The sequence below is a fragment of the Rahnella sp. BCC 1045 genome, from assembly GCF_019049615.1.
Lineage (GTDB): Bacteria > Pseudomonadota > Gammaproteobacteria > Enterobacterales > Enterobacteriaceae > Rahnella > Rahnella contaminans.
In genome coordinates this window covers 1-23,292 of record NZ_JAFMOZ010000112.1, presented here as the reverse complement: position 1 = coordinate 23,292, position 23,292 = coordinate 1, and the positions used below count along the sequence as shown (strand labels likewise).

Here is a 23,292-nt window from a genome sequence, read left to right as displayed (position 1 = left end):
ATCATTCCCTCCCTTCAGGAGCCTTTATGAAAAAAACGTTACGCGACCGCGCCGGGCGCCGACTGCTTGCGGCTTGCATTCTGTCGTCGTTTTCGCCCTGCGCATTCTCCTACCCAACGGAAGAGATGAGCAGTATCCCCATCACGACGCAGGTGATGCCCGCGCTGACCACCCTGCAGGCGACGCTTGGCGAAATCCTCTCCGTCGAGCAGGAGACCGGCACCGCCGTGGTGCAGTCGAGTGACAAAACCACTACGGCCATTACTGAAGCGGCCCGTACCCAGCGTGAGGCGGAGAACTTTAACCGCCAGACCGACCGGCTGGAGGCGGCGCGGGCGGCTTACACCGTGCCGGACAGCATCTGCAGCGAGTCGGCCTCGGGCACGGCCATGCAGGTGAGCCAGGGCACGCGGGCGGCGGCCTCAACGCTTGCCTCCGGCGGCGGTGTCTCCAGTGCGCCGGTGCAGGAAACGCTGGCCAGTCTGCCGGTATCGCCGCGTCAGGGGGGGTATCGGAGCGCCCTGATACACGCGGCCTACTGCACGCCGGAGGAAGAAAAGGCGTACGGGGGCACCGCGCTGTGTCAGGGCGCGTCCGTCCTTCCGGGGGGGGATACCGAGCTGCGTTCCCTGATTGACGGCGCCGGCTCGCGCGGCAAGGTCCCGGAGCTGACCTTTACCCAGGCGCAGACCGACGCGGCGATGGCGTACCTGAACAACGCGGCCCGCGCAGACGCCGGCCGCTCCCCGGGCAAGGGAGAAATTCAGACCGCCACCGGTCAGGAATATCAGGGGCTGCTGACCCAGTACAAAGCCATACAGAGTGCAGCGCAGCAGCCGCAGCTCGATATGGTCGCGGCCAGTCAGCCGCAGGCGGCGACCCGTGACGCACTGGCTGATGCGCTGCAGGCGCCGTCGGCCGCGACCTATTACCAGCAAACGGCCTCCGCGCAGGCAAAGCAGACCGGCGAGATGAGTGAGCGTGAGTTTGAGGCGTTCGAGGTGGGGCGGCGTTATGCCAACATCGCCTGGAATACCGATCTGCAGGCCATGAGCGGCGACAACCTGATGCGCGAGGTGGCCCGTCAGCAGAGCCTTGGCAACTGGCTGTCCCTGGGCATCAAAAATGAGCTGCGCGAGGGGAACATCATTGCGGGCCAGCAGCTGGCCCTCGCGGCAAAGGCGGACTATGCGCCGCAGCTGCAGGCATTGTCTTCTCAGATGGGCGCCGGCGTCAGCGTCAGCGCACAGTAACCCTAATACGGAGAATATAAATGATGACAAAAAACTGGGTTGCGCCGGACGGGCGCGACCTTTACGCCACGCTTGAGGCCGGTCAGGGCCCCGTGGCGGTGCTCGACCCCTGCGGTGAACTCTGGGCTCAGTTCTGGCTGAGTAACCGCGGGGAAGAGTGGCGGGCGTGGCGGCTGATGCCCGGCCTGGATGGCATACACGACAGCTGGGATATCCTGGGGGAGCTGCAGGACGTGAACGTTTCGGAAGGGGCTGCCGTGGTGGCCTCCGGGCTGTTTCCCCTGATGCCACAGGCTGCGCTGACGCCGTCTCTGATGCGCTGCGTGCTGACGTTTGCGGACGACTGCGGGCAATTTTGTGGGCTGCCAGGGCTTGCCACAGCGCTGTGGGCCGAAGACCTGTGGACATTCATTGCGCGCTGGAGCCGCCAGTTCCCGTATAACCCCAGTCTGAAGTCAGCCCGTGAATTGCTTACCCATGAAGGCGCCGGCGAAGCGGCGCTGGCCATCCGCCTGCGGATGATGACCTTTGCGCACCCGCACGTGACGCGTACCTTTCAGGCGGGGCCGGGGTTTAATCTACGCCGCCTCCGCCGGCAGCCAGGACAGATACTGTTTCTGACGCCGGATATCCGCTGCCTGGAAGACCCGGAGCTGAAAGCGTTGTACACCTTTATGACGCAGTGTCTGCTGCAGCTGAGCGCGCTGCACTCTCAGCCGTTCACGTTATTCCAGCCGGTGCCGGTACAGACAGGAGAAGCGTCATGAACAGGGCGAGCGGAGACCGCGGCCAGCAGACGGCAACGGAGGCCCCCAAAGCGGGCGTGACGCTCAAGGGCGCCGGCTGGCTGGCCTTGAATGTTTTTGTGCCCGTCTCTGACACGGCGCGGGTGCTGCGTTACACGGGCAGGAATGCGACACGCCTGTGGACGCGCCTGCGTGATGTCACGTCGGGCAGGGTAGTAGGAGATTACCGGCCGGCGGACTGGGCACAGGCGGTGGCAGACAGCGGGCTGTCGCCCGCGCAGCTTCGGCGTAATTTTCGCCTCAACTTGTTTATCTGGTGGGGGTTGATGTGGCTGACTGGCCTACCGGCGGCGGGATTTTTGCTGATGCTGATGGCCGCAGGTCGGGACGTGAACGCCACCGGCTGGCTGCGCATCGTCAGCGTCCTGCTGGCACTCGGGGCCATCAGTGCTACCGGTTTCGTTCAGGCGCTGGCGATGAACTACCGCCTGTGGCAGCTGGAAGAAAAGCGGGTGTCGGCGTCAGAGAAGGGCAGTTTTCGGGACTTTCTGAACGAGACCAAATGGTGCAGGCGGGTGCTGAGCGCCGGAATGTATCAATGAGCACCCGAACCGGGTGCTGAAATTTCATATTTTGGGATAACGCTGATGACAAAAGATGACTGGTTACTGAAATTCCGGCGTTGCCAAACGCCCGACACGCTGGAAAAGGTATACGAGCGCCTGAAGTACGCGGGTGATCCGAAAGAAAGCCTGGAAATGACGGGTGCCTACGACCACCGCAAGGCTGAGTTCGCGGCGGGGAAGCTGTTTGACCGCGTGCCTGCGCATGTCTGGCAATTTGTGAAATGAGAAAGCATGTGGGGGAGAGATATCAAAACCCGTCGAGAAGGAAATCCAGTGCGCTTTTAATAACCTGACGATACTCATGAACGCTGAGTACCTCTTCGCCAAGATGTGTGAGGCGCACACTTGCCATTTCATGCGTCATGAGGACGAAATTATCGCCTTCAATGCTGAGTATTGGGTTCAGTGTTTTGGCGGGGGTCCCGTGAAACAGCGTCATCGGAAACAGAGGGATCACTAGCCGCGTATTGAGGGCACCAATAATGTCGCTTTGCACATCAAGTAAGTATGGATAGACCCTGCTGTTTCCGGTGTTCCGATAAACGCTGTACTGCATGTTTAAAAGGTCCTTTCATCGTCAGACAGTAAGCCATGTTCACTGGTAATGCGGTTTAGTTCATCCAGAGCCTGACTGTTGGTTTGCTGCCAGCGGCTTGCCTCTCCGGTGCGAATTTCACGCCGTAACGCGGCGGTGAGCGTCGCGGATAAGTTAATCCCCGCTTCGCGCGCCTGCTGCAGTAAGGCGGGTTCAAGCGTCACGCTGACCGTTTTTTTCGGTTGAATAGTGGCTGTAGGCATTGTTTCCCCATTTTTAACGAATTAACACGTGTTAATGACACGTGCTCTGAGTATACCACAAAAATCACCTCCTATTTTTCCATGCAAAATCCATGTCTGGGAAATAGCACATCGGAAGATATTTATGAAAATGAACAACATTTCCCTCGTTTACGACGCTGTCGTGTCTGCGTCAGCCGGCGATATTACTCTGGCGTTTGGCCTTGCCATTATTGCGTTTCTACTGCTCATTGAGGTGTTAAGAGGCGGGGTGCTGCTCTTGCTCGTTTTGTGCACCGGTATTTCTGACGCCTTCCTGTGGTTAGCGGGGCATCATTCTCAAACCCGCGTGGTAACAGGAAACAGCAATGCAGATGCCTGATTTTTTAAAAACATTCCTGTCGGCACCGGCCAGTGATATCGCCCGATGGCTGGGCATCGCAGCCGGGATAATAGTGTTAAAGCTCGTGGCTTGTGTTGTGGTCTTCCGGGCCGGTGCGTGGCTTTTTAAGCGCTTCCCCCCGATGTTCAATCGCCATAAATAGCCTGCCGACAGGCGACCTCATCCCGTTACACTCCGCCGGCGCAGTCCGGCTTTTTTTCGCGGAAAATCCATGAAACTCTTCGGAAAGTTACAGGCAATGCTTGTGCTGCTGGTGTTGTCGTGCCCGGCGTTTGCCGACGGCGTCGATTACCAGACCATCAGCGACGCCGCCGGCAAGACACAAGACCTCTCCCGCCAGGCGCTGGTGATGATATTCGGCAACGTGGTGGTCTCCCCGTTTGAACCCGGCGAGCCGACCCTGATTGGAACGCTGTTCGCTACGCTCAACGGCTATCTGTGCACCGTCGCGATGGCATGGTTCCTGATTGTGACGCTCAAAACGTTGTTTAAGAGCGGGCAGGACGGCAAAGTGTTCAGCACCGGGCGTTCGATGCTCCACCCCGTGATGAGCTTTGCCGGTTTTATCACCCTTGTCCCCACAGCATCCGGGTGGTCGCTCTCCCAGCTGGTGATGCTGTGGGCCGCTTCCACGATGGGGGTGGGTGGGGCGAATATCCTCACTGATAAAGCGGCTGATATGATAAGCAGCGGCATGTCGCTGGTGGTGCAGCCGACGGCGCCCTCTACGCGTTCGGCGGCCCGGGCCGTATTCGAAATGAACCTGTGCAAATACGCCAACAACGCACAGCTGGCCATGCTGTATCAGGACGGGGTAGCCAAAACCGCACCGATGGCGGTGACCGGCGACGACGGTGATTACACGATTGGCAACGGCAGCGCGATTTGCGGCAGTGCACGCATCCCTGTGTCTTCTCCCTACGCGCTCGGCGCCATTTTCGGGTCTCCCGTCAATACGGACAGCGTGACGGCCGCCCAGCGGCAGGCGCTCAAAACCATGCAGACCACGCTGGACGCGGCGGCTCAGGCGTTCGTGACGACGTACCTCAGCCGGCGTGACCAGGATACCGGCACCTTTGTCGATGCTGAGACCATTATCCAGGGCGCGGCGGCGGCCTATGAAACGTCGGTGAACTATGCGCTGACCCAGCTCAATAATAACGACACGCTGCAGACGCAGCTGACCAGTCAGCTCAAGGCCTACGGCTGGCTGTCGCTGGGCGCCTGGTATCACACCTTTGCCACGGCCAACAGCAAAACCAACGAGGTGGCCAACGCCACGCCCGTCACCACGGGGCCCAGCCTGCGAGGCGAGACCGGCACCGGCGATCTGTATGACGAAGTGCTGACCGCTTACCGGTCGCAGATACAGAACAGCCCCTATACCGCGCCGCTGGGTTCGCAGGTGGCCAAGGATGACGGGGAAGCAGTGAACGCTGCTGATCCTGGAGCCGTGTTCGTTAGTTTATTTAAGAATCCCATGCAAAAGCTTACAGACACTGTGGCAACTTGGAAAATAGGGACATCGGCGGATTTTTCAGATCAGGTTAATCCTTTGATCAAAATGCAGACAATTGGGGATTATACGCTGGGCGCCACTGAGTCGGCGCTGGGGGCTTACACGCTTGCTATTGCGGCGGCGTCGACAGCGGATAACTCGATATTGGGCACGGTGGGGAAATTAACATTCGTTAATCTGGGTGGGGTGGCTAAAGACGTGCTGACCGAACTTTCCCCGCCGTTTTACTTTTTAATGTTGCTGTTGTTTGCCGCAGGCTTTTCACTGGCCATCTTTCTTCCGGCTGTGCCTTTCCTCTACTGGATGGTCGGGGCCACTAACTGGCTGGTCAGCGTGATGGTGGGCTGCGCCGCCGGGCCGATGTGGTCGGTCACACACCTAGGGGCGGAGGAGGATAAAGGCAGCCGCAGCGCCTACGGCTATATCTTCCTGATCGACATGATGCTGCGTCCCTCCCTGATGGTGCTGGGCTTCTTCTTTGCGTCATTGGCCGTAATGGCCGCGGGAACCCTGCTGAATTTGCTGTTTGGGACGGCGCTGGCCAATGCGAACGCGGACTCGATCATCGGCCTGGTGAAAATGCTCGGCTGGCTGCTGGTCTATGCGCGCATTGCGACGTTTACGGTGACGCGTGTGTTCGGGCTGCAGGCGACGCTGGCCGATTACGTGATCACCTTCCTCGGCGGTGCCGGCATGGCGGGCATCATGGGAGGGCTGGTGGATGACGTCAAAGGGATGTTTGGAGCAGCAGGCGGAGGAGCCCGGAAAGTGCCAGGTTTACAGAGCGTGCCAAACCGTGAAGCGCCTCCCGGAAATGAGGATGGTATACGTTGAAATAACTGGTTTTATTTACAGTTAAGGGTATAATTTAACCATATAAAATGCGGCAGGGGAATACCATGAAAGTTGTGCAACGTCATGATACTTGGTTTGATTTTGTTTGGGCTTTAATTCGGGTTCTTTATTATTTTATTGCTTTGCCAAGTTTACTTTTTATCGCAGCTGCAACTCTTGTTGGTATGTTTGGGAAGACAATGCTACACGCCGACGGGCAGTTTTACTTATTCTCTCTTTTCGTGTGGCTAGCAATCCTGTTTCCATTAGGCGTCCGTCATTACGGCAAAGTTTGCCGCCGCCGTGTGCTCAATCAGATAGTGACTATGCTGACCCGGCCTGACCGTTTCAATCCGCAGAAACAACATCAGGTGATGGATGCCGGACGCGGTAAGTACCTCGGTATCGACACTAAAAATGGCAACATCCTTTACATCCATATGGTTAAAAAGGGCGTCATCGACGTGGTGGGCCTTGATATGCGCAGCTGGACTAACCGAGAGCTGGAAGGCAGCGCTCTGCGCCTTAATACCCGCATGCCTGACGTGCCGGTGCTGAGCGTTACAGCCCATCCCATCGTCGCGAAAGAGCTGTTTAACACGCTGGGTGCCATGAATCATAACCGGTACACAGAGCCGTTTCCGCAGGAGCCGTGGCCGCTGTACGTCGCGCATCAAAGCAACTTTGTGGAATACGAACACAATGTGGTAGTGCCTCAGGCCGTCTGACGTTGCATTTCCCCCTGACGCTTTTCTTCTGACACTGGCTCCGGCCGGTGTTTTTACATCCGTATTTCGCGGGGCCGTCCGGCCCCGCTTTCCTTTCCGGAAACTCCCTCATGCAAACACATTCTCCTCAGGCCGCCAGTAATGAGGCGGCCATACCCTTTGTCGTCCTCGCCCTGGTCGGCGTGCTCTTCTGGCTGTTTTTCAGCTATATCGTGCAGGGGAGCTGCTGGCTGCTGTACTGGCTCTGGCGGCTGGCCGACTTCCCGCAAATTCACCGTTACGCCGCCGTGCGCATTAACCTGCTGGCAGCCACCGGCAACGGCGCCGATGCGGTAAGCGTCAGCGACTGGTGGGGCGTGATGAACACCACCGCCGGCATTCTGTGGGTGCTGATGGTGCCGCTGTGCGTGGTCAGCGGCTGGGCCCTGGCCCTGCATCCCGGCCTGAGTTTTCGCAGCAAGCGCTGGATAACCATTCACACCCTGCCGCGGGTGATGGCCACCTTCGCCCCCTCGGTGATACCGGTGCTGGCCAATCATCACGCAGACGGGCTGATGAACGACACTACCCCCGGAAATGCCTGGGCGGAGAAGCCGGAAGAGTTTGCCGAAAAACACGGCCTTATCCGCCGCCGCGTGCTCGACCGCGACGCGGCCCGGGCGGTGTTTGATGCCCAGTTGGGGCCCGCTATGTCACCACCCGTGCAGTGGCAGCTGCACGAGCGTGCCCTGCTGGCTGCCTTCGGCCTGCAGGTATTTGCCGGCGACCGCAAGGCGGCCCAGGCGCTGCTCGACGACCTCAACCGCTCGTGCATGGTGAAAAGGCTATTCCGGCCTCCGCAGTTTCGCAGCGTCCCCGACTGGGCCGCTTCCGAAGCGCAGGTGGCCCGCGTGCTGGCCTGCCCGGGCGTCAGCGAATGGCTGGCCACCCACGGCACGGTGCGTGCCGCGCTGGCGGGTTTGTATGGACGGGACCTGCGCCTGCCGCCCGCCCGGTTCCGCTGGCTGAAGGGCGTTGACCGGACGTTGTGGTACGGCCTGCAGACCGCCGACGCCGCCAAGGTTTTCGTTGAAGGGGCGGGCATTATTGCCCAGACCCGCGCCGAGCAGCACGCAGCCCGGCTCGGACTGCCGCGTCCGCCGCTGATGACGGAGGAGGCCGTGGCCGGGCTGCAGATGGAGCTCGAAATGCTGGGGCTCGTTCACCCCCGCGACGTGCGGCCCGCCCGCGCGAAGCGCGAACGCAACGTGCCGTTCCCGGACGCCTTATATTTGCCCGCCGAGGGCGGATCCGATTTCCCCGCAGACGATGAGACCGTCTGACACAGGACCTGACCATGAATATCACACACAAAGAAGGGCAGTTTGTGGCCGAAATCACCGGCAGCCTGCTGACCGTTCGTCATGCGCGCCGCAGCGTATTTACCTGCCGGCTGCGGCCGTTTCCCTGGTTCGTCGTCCGCAGCGACGGATTGTATGTCCACAATGCCCTGACGCCGCTGTACCGCGGGGAAGACGCCGACACCCTGCTGACGTGCCTGACCGGCGTGCTGGCCGGGACGGAGAAGCGGCGGGCGGCCCGCCGGTGGCTGACCGGCGGCGTTGCGGCCGTGGCGTTGGCCTCCGTAGCCTGGGTGAGCGGGCTCAGTTCGCTTTCGCTGCCATCCGGCTCAGCGTCAGAGCTTCTCATGAATACTCACCCGCACAGCGTGCTGAATCCCGGTTCAGCGGGCTCACGGCCTCTGAATGTGGCGGGTAACACCCATATTGGCGGCGCCCTTCCGGCGCCGGTAGCCGCCCGGACGACCCTCTGGCCCTTACCGGCTGCGGTGCGGGCAGGGCTGCCCGCCAGGCTTGAGCACGCCGCGGCGCGCGGCGTCTTTACCGTGCCGATGTCGGCCGGCCACGCGCGGACGCTGTACGTATTCGCAGACCCGCAGTGTCCGAACTGCCAGCGCATGGAGCGCCTGTTTGAGGCGGCCTCGGACAGCGTCAACGTGGAGATTTTTCCGGTTACCGTAGAGGGCGGTGCCGCTTCCCTGGCGGCGCTTGCCCCGGTGATGGCCCTGCCGCTGTCGCAGCGCCCGGCGGCGTGGAAGCAGCTGTTTTCAGCTGACGCCGGCGTGGGGGTGCCGGGCAGCGTGCCGGTAGCCGGCGTGAAGACGCCTGACGCGGCGGCGCTCGAAATGGCCCGGGCGGCGGTGGGTGTTAACGAGGTGGCCTTCAGGGCTTACCGCCTGCCGGGGACGCCCTGGACAATCTCGGATGACGGCCGCTACGTGCCGCAGGCGGCACTGGCCTCGCCTGAGGCGCTGCAGCGTTTTTTGACGGAAGGGGACATGCATGACGGACAGTAACTATGGCGTAGAACGCGAACGCGTCAGCCGGCGGGTCGGGGCTTCCTGGCTTAACGAAACCCTCTCACTGCCGGGCACGCTGGCGGGGGGGATAGGGGCGGCGCTGGTGACCGGCATCCTCTATCCGAGCTCTTTGTTATTCAGTGTGCTGGTGGTGGCGTTCTGGTCGATGGTCACGGCACCGGCCGGCCGCTGGAAGATGCCGATGCGGATGCCCACGGACATGAACCGGAATGACCCTTCCACCGGCCGGCAGGTCCCGGCAAAGTTGTTGGGATTTTTACCGGTGACGAACATCCGTATCCACACCGACCGCGCGGCAGGCATCCTGTATGCGGGCTACCTGCGGGGCAAAGACGCCGGGCGCGAACTCTGGCTGTCGATGGATGACCTGACGCGTCACGTGCTGATGTTCGGCACAACGGGTGCCGGGAAAACCGAAACGCTGCTGGGCTGGGTGTTCAACGCCCTGTGCTGGGGGAAGGGGCTGATTTTATCTGACCATAAGGCCCAGAACGACGTCCAGCTGGGCACCGCCTCGCTCGCCCGCCGGTTTGGCCGTGAAGACGACCTGCGCACCATGAACTTTATTACCGGCGGCCGCTCGCGGGCGCAGGAGATGGTGGAGGACGTCAAGGGCCGGCCGCAGACTAACACCACTAGCGTCTTCGGCATCGCGCAGGAAACATACATCATCAACCTGATGGACTCGATGCTGCCGAAAACCGGCAGCGGCGACGGCGGCTGGCAGGAGAAGGCGCGCTCGATGAACCAGGCGCTGGTTTTTGCGCTGGTTTATAAGTGCCGGCGTGAAGGGACGGTGATGTCGCAGCGCACCATCCAGTCGTACCTGCCGCTGCGCAAGATTGCGGAACTGTACATTCAGGCAACGGACGAACAGTGGCATGAGGACATCTGCCGCGTGCTGGAAAACTACCTCAGCACGCTGGCCGGTTTCGACATGGACAAGGTGGCCAGCCCCTCAGAGTGGGACCCGGAGGCCAACCGTCAGCACGGCTACCTGATGCAGCAGTTCACCCGCATGCTGAGCCTGTTTAACGACACCTACGGCCACGTGTTCGCCCGCGACGCCGGCGATATCGACCTGCGCGACGTGGTGCACAACGACCGTATTTTGATCGTGTTGGTGCCCGCGCTGGAAATCTCCGCCAACGAAGGCTCCACTCTCGGGCGGCTGTATCAGTCGCAGCTGGCGATGATACTCAGCCAGGACTTAGGCGAAAAGCTGGAAGGCCGTCCGCAGGACATCATGAAGGTGCGCAAATACAAAGACCGCTTCCCGTTCCTGTGGATCATTGATGAGGTCGGCGCTGGCTACAGTGAGAAACTGGGGGAGCTGGCGACGCAAATTCGCTCGCTGGGGTATTGCTTACTGCTGGCCGGGCAGGAGGTGCAGCGTCTGAAATCGGCGGCCGGTGACGCGGTATGGACGCTGATTGCCAACATGGGCACGCGTATTACCGGGAAAATCATGGATCCGAAGGACACGCTGGAAATTCTGCAGCTGATGGCCGGCACCGAATACCGGGCGGAGATGAGCGCGATGGTTCGCCAGGACGGGCTGGCCGGCGGCAGCTGGGGAGACGATTCCCGGGTGCAGCTGCGTGAGCAGAAGAAGGTGGACGTGAAGGAAGTGCAGGCGCTGCAGGAGGGAGAGAACGTGACCCTGTTCAAGGGCGAGGTCCTCCGCGGCAGCTCGCTTTACATCAAAGATGCAGACAAATTTACGAAGGAAGCGGTGCGCATTAACCGCTTTGTGGAGGTGGCCCCACCGTCTGATGCCCAATTGCTGGCCACGGCGCCTTTAAGGCAGCGGCGCAGCTACGTGCGGGCGGACAAGGTGCAGCGCATTTTGCGCATGCTCGGGGAGGAACCGGGGACGCACGATACGTCGGCACTGGTTCTGACAGACCCGGCCCTGGCCGCCGTGGGTGAATTTGCGCTGGAGTGCGAATACAGCTGGGCGCGGCCGCCATCAGAGCCGGTGCGGACATCGGTACTGTGGCAGATGGTGTTGCAGAGTCTGCCCGCGCGGGGAAGAGGCTACCGTGCCCGCCTGCGCGTCCCCCGCGTGCTGGGGGCAAATATCCGGGCTATCGAACAGGCAGGGCAATACCACGTGTCATTGCCTCAGGGGCGGTCCCCGGAGGCCGACAGTTAACCATTGCTCTCTGACATCCTCCTCGCCCAATACGCACTGGATAAACCCAAAGTGCAATCTTGCAGAAATGTCGGTTTCGTTGCCCTTAAAGAAATGCCAATAAATGCCGAAGTTAATGTGAAATCGCTCGCATGCAGAGGTATGCATTGAAGTCATCGCTCCATCAAAGGGCTACCGGGAAAGCGTTTTTTATTTTGCGGCCTCTATTATTTTTTAATAGTTTCAGCAACCGGAAGGTTGTTTTTTGAGCATTATCAACCAGACACAAAATAGAAGGACATATGGAAATAGATAACGCGCATATCGGTCATCTGGCTTGGTGTGGCCTGATTGCTCTTCATCTGGCACGAAAGGACGGGGTTGCTCATTCATCCTCTCAGGAAAACCTTTATCTAATCCGTTGGTTGGCGGCTGCTGAAAAACAGAAGCGTTTCCCGAAAGAAACTGCTGATCATATTCGCTGGCTCCTCAGGGAAGGACGAGAGAAAGGTGTGTTGGCCGACCTGCCTGGAAAGTTGACCTACTTATGGCGTGCCGGTAGTGGAGCGTTACTGATGCAAAATGACTTGTTCCGTCTTCAGCACGTGCTACACGCCACGCGTCTTACCGGCTGGGTGCATAACGTACTCAGCGAGGATGAGTGGGGTCAGCGTAAATTGATGAATATAAACCCCGCCGTATCGAGCATCTACCTTAATGAGTATGAACTCGAAACCGGGTTTGATTCACAAGGAAGACAGGTAAAAGCGTTTCCGGTTCGTGTTGCGGGCAACATAGAAGGGCTCGATATCGTTTTGCAACGAGCAGGTTGGCGGCGTGAGTCTGTGAACAATACACAGTTCCTGCACTACCTGTGGGCAAATGTGCCGAAATCGCCTTGAGCCGTTGGTTATTCGTTGCTGAATGTTGCCGCGGTGGTGGGCCATAGTTTGATGGTGATGCGTTAAATTTTGTTAAATGCGGCGGCGTCTGAATAGCTCTTCCCTCCATTTCCACACCATATTTTCCTGTATTCCACCCGGTGGTTTCGTCTTCACCGGCCTCGCTACACCCTTTTGAACTAAACTGAGGACAAAAATGGACAGCCAGAACTCTCTGTTTATTAACTTTATTGACGTGCGGAGCTGTACGTTGCTGACGTCTGGCCAACCCTACCAGCGCGTCCGATTTCGCACGCTTCACGGCCTGCACTATGACCCGCTGAAAGTAGCGATTACCCGACTGGTGGGAGAAGAACCCGACAACCTGACCTGGGACGCACAAACCGGAGAAGGAGCATTTTGTTTGCTGCAAGGGCAGGCCGGCACCGGGCAGCATACGTTGCCTTACGGGTTGCCTGTGCCTAAACGCCACGGCGCGCTGCTGAAGATTGTGAAGGGCGACCTCTTTGAGCAGGACGCGGACTGCGTCGTCAATCCGTGGAATTTCAACCTCATTCCTCACTGGCTTCTGATGCCTGGCGGCGTCTCCGGGCAACTGAAGCGTATTGCAGGCACCGTGCCTTTTCGGCAGGTCAGCCGCAAGGGCCTGATGTGGCCAGGAACGGCCACGCTGACGGAGGGCGGGGCGTTAAACCGGCCGGTTATTCACGTTGGCGGCCTGAATTTTTTATGGCGTAGCTCGCCGGACATCGTGTTCCGTTGCACTCTTGCGGCGCTCAGGCTGGCCGCGGAACATAACTTCTCCTCCGTTGCCTTCCCTCTTATCGGCTGTGGCAACGGCGGGCTGGACCCGGCGCTGAGCCTGGCGGCCATTACCGGCGCGGCGCGGGCGTCAGCGTTTCAGGGGAAAGTCATCATCGTCCAGCGGGAGTGCGACGAAGGCTCGACCGGCGCAGTCCCCGCGGATGCGTTTACAGGCCCGGTTCGTGAAGCAGAACCGACCCGGAGCCGGTGGCAAACCTTCAAAGAAAATGCCGGTGCCCTCGGGGGACTGGCCCTGTGTCTGGCCCTGGTTTTCATTCTGAGCGTGATGGCCACCTTTACCTTGCACGAGTTTTTTGTCCGTTCTTTTTAAATACCCTCATGCCGGCGCGTTCCGGTGTTATGCCCCTCTCAATTATTCAGGAACATACCATGCACAAAAAAGTACTCTGCGCGGCCTTTGCGGCCGTGGTCTTTTGCCTGCCCGTTATTCAGGCACAGGCGGCACCTTCCATTGACGTCGGTTTCTCACCCGAGGGCAGCGCCCTCATGACATCGGCGGTTCGAATGAGTTCTTATCGCGGTGAGGTACGCATAATCTTATGGTCGGAAAGTCATGAGGCGTGTTTATGTCTGAGGTAACCATCACCCTGCACCCGCCGTATGACGGCGATTATGCCCGCCACGGGGTGGAATTTTCCTCCGTACTTTTTGACGCGCCCTCGGGTACCGATCCGGACTGGCTGGAACTGTCGTTACGTGAGATCCCTGGCTGCGCAACGCTCGTCGAGTTTAAGTTCGAGCCGGATATCGGGAAAGGGCGCTTTATATTACTGGATTCCGTAGTTTCTCCGGGCGAATACAGGCTGAAGCGCCCTATTCGCCACGTGCTGGAAGTGGATGGACGGATTCAACATAACGGTAGGCAGTACGGCCAGATAATGACGCACATCGAGACAGAGATGTGGCATGCGTTGTGCGGTGCCGAGCAGGGCAGCACGGTCACGGGCAGACTGGAATACGTACCCGTGACCTGTCCTACCTGCCGCGAACGCTGGCAGCTCTGCCAGGTTTACGCACTTGCGGACTTTGAAATGTCGAAATGCTCAGCGGAGTCACGTTCCTGCGCTAAGAATGCGAAAGATATGCCAGAACACCACGGGCATGCCGACGCTAAGAAAGCTGATGAGGATGCCCCCGTACCGAGAAAGGATAAATGGATAGTCGTGATCCTCATCATTATCTGCCTCGCCGCCGTGCTTATCACTCACCACGAACGTAGGAATTACGACAGGCTTCCGGCGAACTGCAATTGCATGCCGGGGTGAGCTGAACCTTATCTTCGGGCCAATATCGGCCATTTTTTCTGGAGCAATAATGCTGAATAAATATCTCTTCGCAGGTGCTTTAGTCTCGGCACTTTTTTTACCTATGGGCACAGCGCTGGCGACCCCTTCCATAGATGTCGGTTTTTCTCCGGAGGGGAGCGCGTTACAGCTGGTTTTGCGAACAATAGATAATGCGCAGCAGAGCTTAAGGTTGATGGGATATTCCTTCACCTCACCAGAGGTAGCTCGAGAGCTGGTCGCTGCGAAGCGACGGGGCGTGGACGTTAAGGTGGTGGTGGATGAGAAGGGCAACAAAGGAAAAGCCAGTGTTGCCGCAATGAATTTGTTGGTCAATGCTGACATTCCTGTACGCACCATCAGCAAGTACAAAATCAGCCACGACAAGGTGATTGTTGTCGATGAACAAACGGTGGAAACGGGGTCATTCAACTATACGAAAAGTGCAGCGGAGGCGAATTCGGAGAACGCCCTGGTGGTCAGCGGATTGCCGGCTCTGGCTCAAACCTATCTCGCACACTGGCAGTCCCGCTGGGATGCGGGCACTGACTGGAAATCCTCGTATTAATTCAAAAAAAACGGGGAGGCATACCGATAAAATCAGCGACCTCCTCGGAAGAAAGCTCAGATTTGTTGCAGCCTGAAGCTAACACCGCAGGCGCGGGCGTATCTTAAGAGCGTCTCATAGCTCATTTTTGTTGCGTTTTTTTCCATCCTGCTGACCGTCGGCGGCTTTACACCCATCCGTTCTGCTACCTGAGCGGAAGTTAGCCCCGCTTCAGCACGCCAGTACTGTAGTGTTTCCTGCAAGCGCTCTAATGCCACTTCCGCGTCATATACCGCTCTGTATTCCGGGTCTTGCATCGATGCGGCATGGATTTGATCCAGTGTCTTATATTTCATTTCTTCATTTCCTCCAGTCTGCGGAAGGCCAGTTCTATCTCATTGCGGGGCGTTTTCACGGACTTTTTAATGAAGATCCGCAGTAGAAAAATGCGTTCACCGCTTTGATATACCCATAGCCCACGGGCTATGTCAGTTCCCATTGTTCTGACCTCAAATAACCCGTCTCCTAACGGTTTTGTATCGGGTTCTCTGAGCAGGCGTGGGTTTGCTTCTAACTTCTGCAGCAGTCGGGTCATTTTAACCCGAATTGGAACAGGCAATGCCAACAGCTCTGTTTCGGCTTCGTCATGAAAAATTACAGTGAACACGATGTTTCCCCCTAAGCAGAAATATTAGCTTGAAAGCTAAATTAGCTCAAGGGCTAACCCTACAGGATTATGAACCCCAGTCACTGATCCTTCTGTGCATTTTTGCGAGCTATCCCGCGCCAACGGGAATGCCAAAATGCTATTTATGCTGCTGAGTTACAGAAACTGTAGTAGGCTTTCTCAATTGATCCTATTTTGATCCTTGGGGAGGCAGAAATGTCACATATCGAAAATGCAGTTACTTCCTCATCGAAACCTAAGCGGCCCTATAGAAAAGGCAATGCTCTCAGCGATGCTGAAAAGCAGCGGATGGCAACTGCCCGAAAAAGAGCAACGCATAAAGAGGTTAAAGTTTTCATCGAACCACAGCTTAAAGAACTGCTTATGAGCATGTGTGAAGAAGATGGTTTAACGCAGGCGGAAATACTTGAACAGTTGATAGAGCGTGAAGCGCGAGACAGGAATTTAGCTTAGTGGGCTTACCTTCTTGATCCTTTCGTTATTGAGTGCTAGATTGCTGATCGGTTAGATAATTTTTGGTGAGCCACGCCGCAAGGTGGCAGGGAATGGGTTCTGAGAGGTAAGTTTTCCAGACCCAGAAAAGCAAAAACCCCGATAATCTTGTTCAACTTTGGCGGGTCGATAAGATTAACGGGGCTCACTAAAACTGTATAGAGTTTGTTGCTCTATGCAGGGAGTATAGATTTATGCCTTTTAAAGGTCAACTCCTGCATCCCAACATAAGTGCTGGGAGCTGTGTCTGAACATGCAATTCCGCTTTCAGCGTTAGTCTCTGATGCGCCCGCAGGTGCTTATCGTCCCTCACGTCGGGGCGAGGCTAATCGTCTGCGTAAAGGCCAATCCAAAACACATCGTAACCACCAGCCTGCATTTAATGAAAAAACACCCCGTGGTATGGCGGCCAGAATGGTTGGCGCCCTGCGTGGGCATGACTGGAAACGCAATAACGATTTGCTTGAGCTGCGTCGTATAGGTTATACGCCTTACTCCCGCATGTTCGATCCGTCCTTTAAACCCAAACCGATGCGTTCTACCCCCCGTTCTGAAAGCCGTGAAGCATTGACAGCCCTTTCACTCGTTCTGGCTGCGAACAGCGATTACAGCCCTGACAGTGAATATATGTTTGAAACCCTGCTTCCCGTCGAAGAAATTGCGCGCCATATGGGCGTATTGCATATCTATGAGAACGGTCGAAAATCTTATGACGTCCTGCTCAAAGCCCTGCGCGTGATGGAACAGCTGGATTACGTTGTCGTGCACCGTGAAAAAGACGCGGATGCGGGTCAGTACAAACCGATGCGCATTTTCCTGACGGAAAAACACTTTACGTCTCGCGGTATCACGTTAGAAAACGTTCGCCAGGGGCTGCACAAATACCGCCAGTGGGCGATTGCGGCGGGCGTGGCTGAATCCATGCGTGAACGCTATGAGCGTCACCAGCTCAAGATGGCCCGCCTCGGCATTAGTCTCGATAACCACCATTCTCTGAAAAACCGCCTGAAGAAAATTAAACGCTGGGTCGTCAGTCCGGAACTCCGTTCTGAAAAGCAGCGCGTGATGTCGGATGTCGAAACCGCACTGGCCGCGCATACCCCAAAAGTGAAGCGTATACGCCCGGATAACGTCCGCGCTAACCGTTACAGAGATGCCTGGCGTCGTTATACGGCGGGTGGCCAGCTGACGATGGTTACCCAGATGCAGCTCGAGGGCGCGCTTAAGAGCGAATTCCCGATGCTGCTGGCCACGGACAGCGAAAAATACTACCGGATGCTGCTCGAACGCGCCGGCGTCCCGCTGTCATAGCCTGAGCCCCGTTATTACTTTCCCCCTACTTCTCATTTCGCGATTTTCGCGCACGACATGCTGACTCTTTTCCGCTTGCGGGGAGCCGGGCAGGATTTCCCGTGCCCGCAATTCAGGTTTCAACACCCTTTATGACGCCAGAACACCCATTTTTGACGGCATCCCGTCGTTCTGTTTCAAAAATTGAAGATTAACTTCGAAGGGATGAGGCAGATTGCCGACGCACGGACATACAAGATGCAATTAACTTCGAACAAGGTTGTTTTACTTCATTAATTTCGAACGTTACTTCTGAACAAAACATGCTTTCTAAAGAAAGAGTACTCCTGAGCCAGCCTTCGGCCTGGCATCTGGAGTAGCTCCCTTCGCTTTGCTCAGGGCAATCCTCATGCAAGCAACGCAGAAATAGGCAAAAGAAGAGGTAGCACCCTCCACCTTGTTTCGGGCAGGTATCAAAGTCCTGCCTAAACAAAGTGACTGTTTTCGCTGGCCGTGCGTCTTTTACCCGGTCGGGCAACAGGCCCGGCCGGATAAAAGAATCAGGAACAGTGAATGTTGTAACTAGTTTTGCGGGGAGATTCTTTTGTCATTCGACCGTTAAGCATCTTCGTTGCGGAAAGTCCGCAATATCGGCTTTCGCACGCTCAAGCCTCTTTTAAAAACGGTCTGGCAGGGCGGGGGGCGGACTGGGGGATATTCGGGTCACTGACCGGCTACGCCGGGCGTACGGCGACGCTAACCTCCTGCGACATTAACAGCTAACGTTGTCGCCTTCATGCGCGATGCGCATAAAAATATAGCCACCTTGAAGTAGGGGTGAAGTATGGCTACGTTGTAGTAACAGTATACATATGCGTTGCATCTGCATATGCTACAGCTATACACATTCACAGTGTTGGCCTATACTTGGTATATGTAAAAGCATAAAGGCCGATCGGCCAGGAGAAACATCATGAGAACCGTATCGATATTCAAGAACGGCAATAACCGCGCCATCCGTCTGCCCCGCGATCTGGATTTTGACGGCGTCAGCGAGCTCGAGATCGCCCGTGAAGGGGACAGCATCATTCTGCGCCCCGTCCGGCCGACCTGGGGCTCGTTCGCCGGGCTTGAAAATGCCGATCCGGACTTTATGGCGGAGCGTGAGGACGTTGTCAGCGACGAAGGACGCTTTAACCTGTGAGAAAAACCAGAAACATGATCTATATGCTCGACACCTGCATCTGCTCGTTCATCATGCGCGAACAGCCCGAAGCGGTGCTGGGACGCCTTGAACAGGCGGTGCTGCGCAATCACCGTATCGTGGTATCAGCCATCACCTACTCTGAAATGCGCTTTGGCGCCAGCGGGCCGAAAGCCTCACCGCGTCATATTCAGCTGGTTGACGCATTCTGCGCCCGCCTCGATGCCATTCTGCCCTGGGACCGGGCTGCAGTGGATGCGACCACCGACATTAAGGTGGCACTGCGTCAGGCAGGGACACCCATCGGACCGAATGATACCGCCATTGCCGGACATGCAGTATCGGTGGGGGCGATACTGGTGACGAATAATACGCGGGAGTTTGAGCGAGTGCCGGGCCTGAAGCTGGAAGACTGGGCGAAGTAAGCCGATGAGTTAAAAGATAATCTCTGAAATTTCCCGGCAGGCTATTTCAGCGCGCCGTGTATTTTGTCTTTAAGGGGTTTGCGCCCCATTGGACCTCAAACCCCACTAACAGCTAATGTAGTATGAGGGTCTGGGGCGAGCAGTTGCCGGTAACATACGAGAAGTGATTTCAAAACAATCCTTATAGGGAGTCAACATGGCTGGAACCTATACCATAAACTTTACAAACGATTCTGACGTAAGCTTTGATCGCAGTCTCTATGGTCTATATCGGGTTGATCGAGAAAACCCGGAAAAAAGTTTTAAATGCAAAAATCTTCTAATTTCATCAACCAAATCTCCAAATAAAGTACTGATGGCTGAAGTTGGATCTCAATCCGTCTCAGTTGAAACGAACGATTTAACGTCCTTAATAGCGGACGGCGGTTATAAAGACATATTATGTGTCTGGAGAAATAGAATAACGGGAGAGAGATTCGGAATTTCGATACACGCGCCACTTCAGGTCTTCACAGTAGGAACGGCACCATATTATCTGGTTATGAGTGATACGACATCGGAAGCAAATCCGGATAGTGAGCCGTTGTGGCAAACAACAGGAATGGATCCATCGGAACAATACACATGGGCCAACTTTGCCGGAATCTCGATCACCGCGACACCAACAGCACGACATCAAGATATGAGCATCGAGGTCTTGATAACCAATTCGCAAAATGTTAACAAAGTGTGTTGAAGCACACTGAATGGGACGATAATGCAAACAATATTATTAAGAAGAATTCCTCCGGCCAATACTTATGTCATGAATTATGCAAATGACGCTAGGATTACCATGCTTCCACAAACCATGACGCCAGAAAGCATGGCGAGGGCCATGCAGGGAGGTCCCGACGCGTTCAGACAATATATGGCAGATTCAGGGGCTAACCAAGCGACTCGCTCTCGGATCGAACAAATGTGCAGTAATAGTAATAAATTTCGTTACAACGAATTTGCGTTTGAGATTGAAGAAGAGGAACTCAGCTTATTCAACGAGCTTGAGAAGCTTGGTAGAGCGCTGGCAGAATTCCTAGGATAATCAAAGAGCCATACTGACCGAAGCTGCGGTTGTCCAGTCGACGTGCTTAGAACGTCGGCTTTTTTTCTATCTTAAGGTGCTTCCCAATTAACGACGCCAGGATATACCTCCACGCTTGCCCAGTTCTTTCCATTTTCCTAGCGGACCCTTTAATTCATTGTCACGGGACTCAAATGCGATAGTGAATGAAGGTGCAGCTCAATTCAGACATACCTCGTTCTCCTTATCGCTGCACACACCTCCGGCTCTATGTCCAGCTCGCTAAGCTGAGTGTGAAACGACTCGATTGTAGCCGCTAAACGCTCTTCCTCTTCCGGCTTGACCTTTACCGTCACCATGCCGAACCCGAAATTGAGTAATCCCGTACAGGCGCTTGTAGCCTCGTTTAGCGCTGTAAGGGCCTGATAGAGCGCATCACGTTCGTTTTTATCTACAGAAATAATGTTGCATATCACGTCCCCCTGGATGTCGCGCAACTGCGTGGTCTGAATAATTAATTTTTTCCCGTCCAGTGCATTTTCCTCTAACATGTCTCGCCCTATAGAGAGAAGCGTTTCTAATGCCGTATTAAATCGCGTTATTATGTATGCTGTTGTTTCAGATGGTGTTTTTACTTGCTTAATTTCAGAAAAAGGCAGTTTTTTATTTGTTGCGATGTAATGATATAGCATGGTAATTGCCTGTGAAGGGCTAATACCTAGCGTTTGAAATACACTATCCGTTTCTGTTTTTAATAATTCATCAATACGCACGTTAATTTGAGACATTGCCATTGCTAATTTTCCTTGTAATGAGTTTATTGAGTTAGGATAATTTAAGTAATTCGTAGGCCTGCGCTTTAATAACATCATTAAACCATGCGTTAATAGTTGCCGCTGGCATTATTCCTCTCGCCCAACTGGACAGTTATCTCTTCGATTTTTCATCGTATGAAACCTTTCCCTCCGAATAACGATATACATATGTATAGCAATACTATTCACTATATACAAATAAATTGTTCGGAACGGCAAAAATGAATAATGATACGGCCTCTGCTGAAACTTCGGCTTTAGATGTTCGGTGGGCGCAGATCAACCTTCGCCTATCTCTCCAGGCTGCTGGCCTTTCTGAAACATTACTCAATTAGGTTTATGTCGGATTGCCCAGGGGACAACATCATACTGATTTCAACGAATTGGGCTTTACACCAGGACTACCTACCCTGCCCCGACTCCGCTCAGGCGGTGCACAGAAACACTACAGGTAGCGGAGTCTCTGATATCCATCAGGACTGTATTACAGTGTTGGTAATTAGTATTCATGACCCACATTCAGCATGACCCCGTACAAATGATTGGTAAAGCGCTTGTCTACTTCCTGCGGCCAGCGTGGCGGATCGGTTTGTAGCGGTCCCAGCGTCCGCATTCCCTTATGCTGCTCGGCTTTCCGTTCGCAGTACTCGTCGTCGGTGTATCCCATGGTCTCAATGACCACGCTACGTTCCCGACCGTCCGGCATTCTGGCCTGAATGATAAAATCCGGCAGCACGAAACCTTTCTCACCCTCAACATTCACCTCAATATCAAACAGGGGTTTTACCAGGGTAAGCTCGCCCGCCTTGCCTTTAAGCCAGGTGGCCACCTCTGCGATCCCTTCCAGCGTCTGCCGCTCCAGCCCGCTGTCTACCGGAACCGGACAGTTCCGGCGGAACAGGGCGTGCGCATACCCTTCGCTGCATATCAGCCCCCCTTCAGTCCCGCGCTTAAAGGCCAGGATCACCCAGTAGGGCGGCCGCAGGCCTTCCTGCGACTCCCCGTTGATGCTAACACCCCGCTCCGGAACAAACCGGCGTTCTCCCCCGTTCCAGGCGAAGGTCACATGCTCACGGGTGACCTGATCCGACATGAATATTTGATAAAAAACCCGGGCTTTTCCGGCGGGCCAGTGGGCGTCCGGACGTTCCAGCTCCTGCATCAGCCTTTCCTGGGCCGCTTCGCCCATCGCCGGCTGAAAGCGGACGATTTCCGAAAGCCGGCGGCCGCGGATAAACTCCTGCGCACCCGCCGAGGCCGCAAGCGTGTCAAGCCAGGTTCTGGCCGCCTGGCTCGGCAACGGGGTGATCGGGCTGAAGGTGTTCAGCCCCGCATCTTCAATGAGCGTCATAAGCAGGCGCGCGAGTCTCGGCCGGCGTTTGCGGCGGGTTCGGTCCTCGCCTGCGCTGACCGGCTTGCCCGGCGCCTTTATGGTCGCATCCGACTCGTCGGCGGGTAAAAAATCGCGGTAATTGAGGCGCTTACTACCGGCGGTCTTCCGGGTTCCGGCGCGGGTGGCCCCCTCGTCGCCCTTAAAGACCCGGAACATCGGACAGGCGGAAGCATGGCTGTGGCCAAACCCGGACAGGAACAGCGTCTGGGTTTCCGACATCAGGTTGGCACTGTTGAGTGCGGGGGTGTCGCCGGCCACGCAGCTGCACTGCAGCCAGAGCTCACTTTTGCGCATTTCGAGGATAACGTGTTCGGCCAATGCGCGCTCCTGCGCACTGCGCACCTGCTTGCGGCCAAAGACATTCCTGACGGCGGTTTCTTCTTCCTCAGACAACCAGCGTTTTAAGGCCCCGCGTGGAGCCTTTTTTTGGATGAGTTTCATGGCCATGTTTCTCTCCTGCTCCTGCACAACGTTTTAACAACGAATTTTATAGCGTCCTGTAAGGGACCTCTGACGTCTCTATCACCAGCTGGAATTTATCATCACCTAATTTAGCTGTTCGATGTGAGTTATAAATGTCCAGGGACTGTGCTGAGATCTTTTGATTATCTACAGGACCAATTTTTACGCCCGTAAAAACATCGGGTTCTAATTCTAACTCATAAAATGGGATTAGGACGTTATTCTTAGCCCGGAAATTTATTTTCTTTGAGACGATTTCATCGCTAATGACTAATCTTATCTCCTCTTCCTCACTAAAGGCGGAGTGCTTAAATGTCGTGGCCAACATACTTATAATTTCTTTAAGATCAAAATAGAGATGTTTGTTTTTTTCTGGAGTTGAATCTTTTTGCCACCAAGCACTCATTGCTTCAATTACTTTTGAAAATACTAGTTCAAAAGCTTTCTCCTTAGCAGAGTTTTTATCAATAATATAATGACATTCAATAAATTCAATATTTACT

Annotated in this window: 27 protein-coding genes and 1 pseudogene; 21 read left to right on the top strand and 7 right to left on the bottom strand. The window is 55.8% G+C overall.

The window, feature by feature from the left end; translation table 11 throughout:
* The first annotated feature begins 26 nt into the window (after positions 1 to 26).
* Genes traW through J1782_RS07110 form a run of 4 tightly spaced genes read left to right on the top strand, consistent with a single transcriptional unit; the run spans position 27 to position 2,850 of the window.
* A complete protein-coding gene (traW, locus tag J1782_RS07125; RefSeq protein WP_217152743.1) occupies positions 27 to 1,253 on the top strand; it encodes a conjugal transfer protein TraW in 1,227 nt (408 codons plus the stop codon).
* Between the two features lie 20 nt (positions 1,254 to 1,273).
* Complete coding sequence (locus tag J1782_RS07120; protein ID WP_217152742.1) at positions 1,274 to 2,020, top strand: prepilin peptidase-dependent protein; 747 nt, start codon at positions 1,274 to 1,276, stop codon at positions 2,018 to 2,020.
* Entirely contained in the window at positions 2,017 to 2,601 is a 585-nt protein-coding gene (gene traX / locus J1782_RS07115; protein WP_217152741.1) for a conjugal transfer protein TraX, read from the top strand. Before J1782_RS07120 ends, traX begins: the two co-directional genes overlap by 4 nt.
* Before the next feature lie 45 nt (positions 2,602 to 2,646).
* On the top strand, positions 2,647 to 2,850 hold the full coding sequence (locus J1782_RS07110) for an Hha/YmoA family nucleoid-associated regulatory protein (RefSeq protein ID WP_217152740.1): 204 nt from the start codon (positions 2,647 to 2,649) through the stop codon (positions 2,848 to 2,850).
* A gap of 22 nt (positions 2,851 to 2,872) precedes the next feature.
* Here the strand turns inward: J1782_RS07110 and J1782_RS07105 are convergent, their stop codons facing one another.
* Together J1782_RS07105 and J1782_RS07100 are read right to left on the bottom strand one after the other, a co-directional pair.
* Positions 2,873 to 3,181, bottom strand: a complete 309-nt coding sequence (locus J1782_RS07105) for a CcdB family protein (protein ID WP_217152739.1) — start codon at positions 3,179 to 3,181, stop codon at positions 2,873 to 2,875.
* A 2-nt stretch (positions 3,182 to 3,183) separates the two neighbouring features.
* The gene (locus tag J1782_RS07100; RefSeq protein WP_217152738.1) at positions 3,184 to 3,423 is read right to left on the bottom strand and encodes a type II toxin-antitoxin system CcdA family antitoxin; all 240 of its coding nucleotides are present in this window, start codon (positions 3,421 to 3,423) and stop codon (positions 3,184 to 3,186) included.
* Between the two features lie 124 nt (positions 3,424 to 3,547).
* Between J1782_RS07100 and J1782_RS07095 the strand changes: the two genes are divergently transcribed.
* From J1782_RS07095 to J1782_RS07045, 11 genes are all read left to right on the top strand, one after another.
* A complete protein-coding gene (locus J1782_RS07095) occupies positions 3,548 to 3,784 on the top strand; it encodes a hypothetical protein (RefSeq protein ID WP_217152737.1) in 237 nt (78 codons plus the stop codon).
* The gene (locus J1782_RS07090; protein ID WP_217152736.1) at positions 3,771 to 3,947 is read left to right on the top strand and encodes a hypothetical protein; all 177 of its coding nucleotides are present in this window, start codon (positions 3,771 to 3,773) and stop codon (positions 3,945 to 3,947) included. Before J1782_RS07095 ends, J1782_RS07090 begins: the two co-directional genes overlap by 14 nt.
* Before the next feature lie 69 nt (positions 3,948 to 4,016).
* Positions 4,017 to 6,158, top strand: a complete 2,142-nt coding sequence (locus J1782_RS07085) for a DotA/TraY family protein (RefSeq protein ID WP_217152735.1) — start codon at positions 4,017 to 4,019, stop codon at positions 6,156 to 6,158.
* Positions 6,159 to 6,223: 65 nt separating this feature from the next.
* Positions 6,224 to 6,886, top strand: coding sequence for a plasmid IncI1-type surface exclusion protein ExcA (gene excA, locus J1782_RS07080; protein ID WP_217152734.1), 663 nt, complete (start codon positions 6,224 to 6,226; stop codon positions 6,884 to 6,886).
* A 110-nt stretch (positions 6,887 to 6,996) separates the two neighbouring features.
* A complete protein-coding gene (locus J1782_RS07075; protein ID WP_217152733.1) occupies positions 6,997 to 8,208 on the top strand; it encodes a conjugal transfer protein in 1,212 nt (403 codons plus the stop codon).
* Positions 8,209 to 8,222: 14 nt separating this feature from the next.
* On the top strand, positions 8,223 to 9,242 hold the full coding sequence (locus J1782_RS07070; protein ID WP_217152732.1) for a thioredoxin fold domain-containing protein: 1,020 nt from the start codon (positions 8,223 to 8,225) through the stop codon (positions 9,240 to 9,242).
* On the top strand, positions 9,229 to 11,424 hold the full coding sequence (gene trbC, locus J1782_RS07065) for an F-type conjugative transfer protein TrbC (protein WP_217152731.1): 2,196 nt from the start codon (positions 9,229 to 9,231) through the stop codon (positions 11,422 to 11,424). Before J1782_RS07070 ends, trbC begins: the two co-directional genes overlap by 14 nt.
* A gap of 281 nt (positions 11,425 to 11,705) precedes the next feature.
* The gene (locus tag J1782_RS07060; protein ID WP_217152730.1) at positions 11,706 to 12,305 is read left to right on the top strand and encodes a DUF2913 family protein; all 600 of its coding nucleotides are present in this window, start codon (positions 11,706 to 11,708) and stop codon (positions 12,303 to 12,305) included.
* A 196-nt stretch (positions 12,306 to 12,501) separates the two neighbouring features.
* Complete coding sequence (locus tag J1782_RS07055; protein WP_217152729.1) at positions 12,502 to 13,440, top strand: macro domain-containing protein; 939 nt, start codon at positions 12,502 to 12,504, stop codon at positions 13,438 to 13,440.
* Positions 13,441 to 13,696: 256 nt separating this feature from the next.
* Positions 13,697 to 14,395 carry a hypothetical protein gene (locus tag J1782_RS07050; protein WP_217152728.1) on the top strand — a complete coding sequence of 233 codons (699 nt, stop codon included), beginning with the start codon at positions 13,697 to 13,699 and terminating at the stop codon, positions 14,393 to 14,395.
* A gap of 103 nt (positions 14,396 to 14,498) precedes the next feature.
* Complete coding sequence (locus J1782_RS07045; protein ID WP_254302966.1) at positions 14,499 to 14,981, top strand: phospholipase D family protein; 483 nt, start codon at positions 14,499 to 14,501, stop codon at positions 14,979 to 14,981.
* A 56-nt stretch (positions 14,982 to 15,037) separates the two neighbouring features.
* Here J1782_RS07045 and J1782_RS07040 read toward each other — a convergent pair whose 3' ends face one another.
* Both J1782_RS07040 and J1782_RS07035 read right to left on the bottom strand, forming a co-directional pair.
* Entirely contained in the window at positions 15,038 to 15,316 is a 279-nt protein-coding gene (locus J1782_RS07040) for a helix-turn-helix transcriptional regulator (protein ID WP_217152726.1), read from the bottom strand.
* Positions 15,313 to 15,627, bottom strand: coding sequence for a type II toxin-antitoxin system RelE/ParE family toxin (locus tag J1782_RS07035; protein WP_217152725.1), 315 nt, complete (start codon positions 15,625 to 15,627; stop codon positions 15,313 to 15,315). The genes J1782_RS07040 and J1782_RS07035 overlap by 4 nt, the downstream gene beginning before the upstream one ends.
* Before the next feature lie 216 nt (positions 15,628 to 15,843).
* On the opposite strand from J1782_RS07035, the gene J1782_RS07030 reads away from it, so the two are divergent.
* From J1782_RS07030 to J1782_RS07005, 6 genes are all read left to right on the top strand, one after another.
* Positions 15,844 to 16,101, top strand: coding sequence for a replication regulatory protein RepA (locus J1782_RS07030; protein WP_217152724.1), 258 nt, complete (start codon positions 15,844 to 15,846; stop codon positions 16,099 to 16,101).
* Between the two features lie 282 nt (positions 16,102 to 16,383).
* Positions 16,384 to 17,451, top strand: a complete 1,068-nt coding sequence (locus J1782_RS07025) for a Replication protein (protein ID WP_371819748.1) — start codon at positions 16,384 to 16,386, stop codon at positions 17,449 to 17,451.
* Between the two features lie 952 nt (positions 17,452 to 18,403).
* Positions 18,404 to 18,634 carry a type II toxin-antitoxin system VapB family antitoxin gene (gene vapB / locus J1782_RS07020; RefSeq protein WP_217152723.1) on the top strand — a complete coding sequence of 77 codons (231 nt, stop codon included), beginning with the start codon at positions 18,404 to 18,406 and terminating at the stop codon, positions 18,632 to 18,634.
* A 23-nt stretch (positions 18,635 to 18,657) separates the two neighbouring features.
* Positions 18,658 to 19,059, top strand: a complete 402-nt coding sequence (locus J1782_RS07015) for a type II toxin-antitoxin system VapC family toxin (RefSeq protein ID WP_371819749.1) — start codon at positions 18,658 to 18,660, stop codon at positions 19,057 to 19,059.
* Between the two features lie 196 nt (positions 19,060 to 19,255).
* Entirely contained in the window at positions 19,256 to 19,795 is a 540-nt protein-coding gene (locus tag J1782_RS07010; RefSeq protein ID WP_217152722.1) for a hypothetical protein, read from the top strand.
* Between the two features lie 21 nt (positions 19,796 to 19,816).
* Positions 19,817 to 20,140 carry a hypothetical protein gene (locus tag J1782_RS07005; protein ID WP_217152721.1) on the top strand — a complete coding sequence of 108 codons (324 nt, stop codon included), beginning with the start codon at positions 19,817 to 19,819 and terminating at the stop codon, positions 20,138 to 20,140.
* A 203-nt stretch (positions 20,141 to 20,343) separates the two neighbouring features.
* Here J1782_RS07005 and J1782_RS07000 read toward each other — a convergent pair whose 3' ends face one another.
* From J1782_RS07000 to J1782_RS06990, 3 genes and pseudogenes are all read right to left on the bottom strand, one after another.
* Positions 20,344 to 20,913: a type II toxin-antitoxin system RelB/DinJ family antitoxin gene (locus tag J1782_RS07000; protein WP_217152720.1), complete on the bottom strand. Its 570-nt coding sequence runs from the start codon at positions 20,911 to 20,913 to the stop codon at positions 20,344 to 20,346.
* A 520-nt stretch (positions 20,914 to 21,433) separates the two neighbouring features.
* A complete protein-coding gene (locus J1782_RS06995; RefSeq protein ID WP_217152719.1) occupies positions 21,434 to 22,774 on the bottom strand; it encodes a hypothetical protein in 1,341 nt (446 codons plus the stop codon).
* Positions 22,775 to 22,814: 40 nt separating this feature from the next.
* Positions 22,815 to 23,292, bottom strand: a pseudogene (locus J1782_RS06990) (DUF2971 domain-containing protein); the annotation flags it as partial.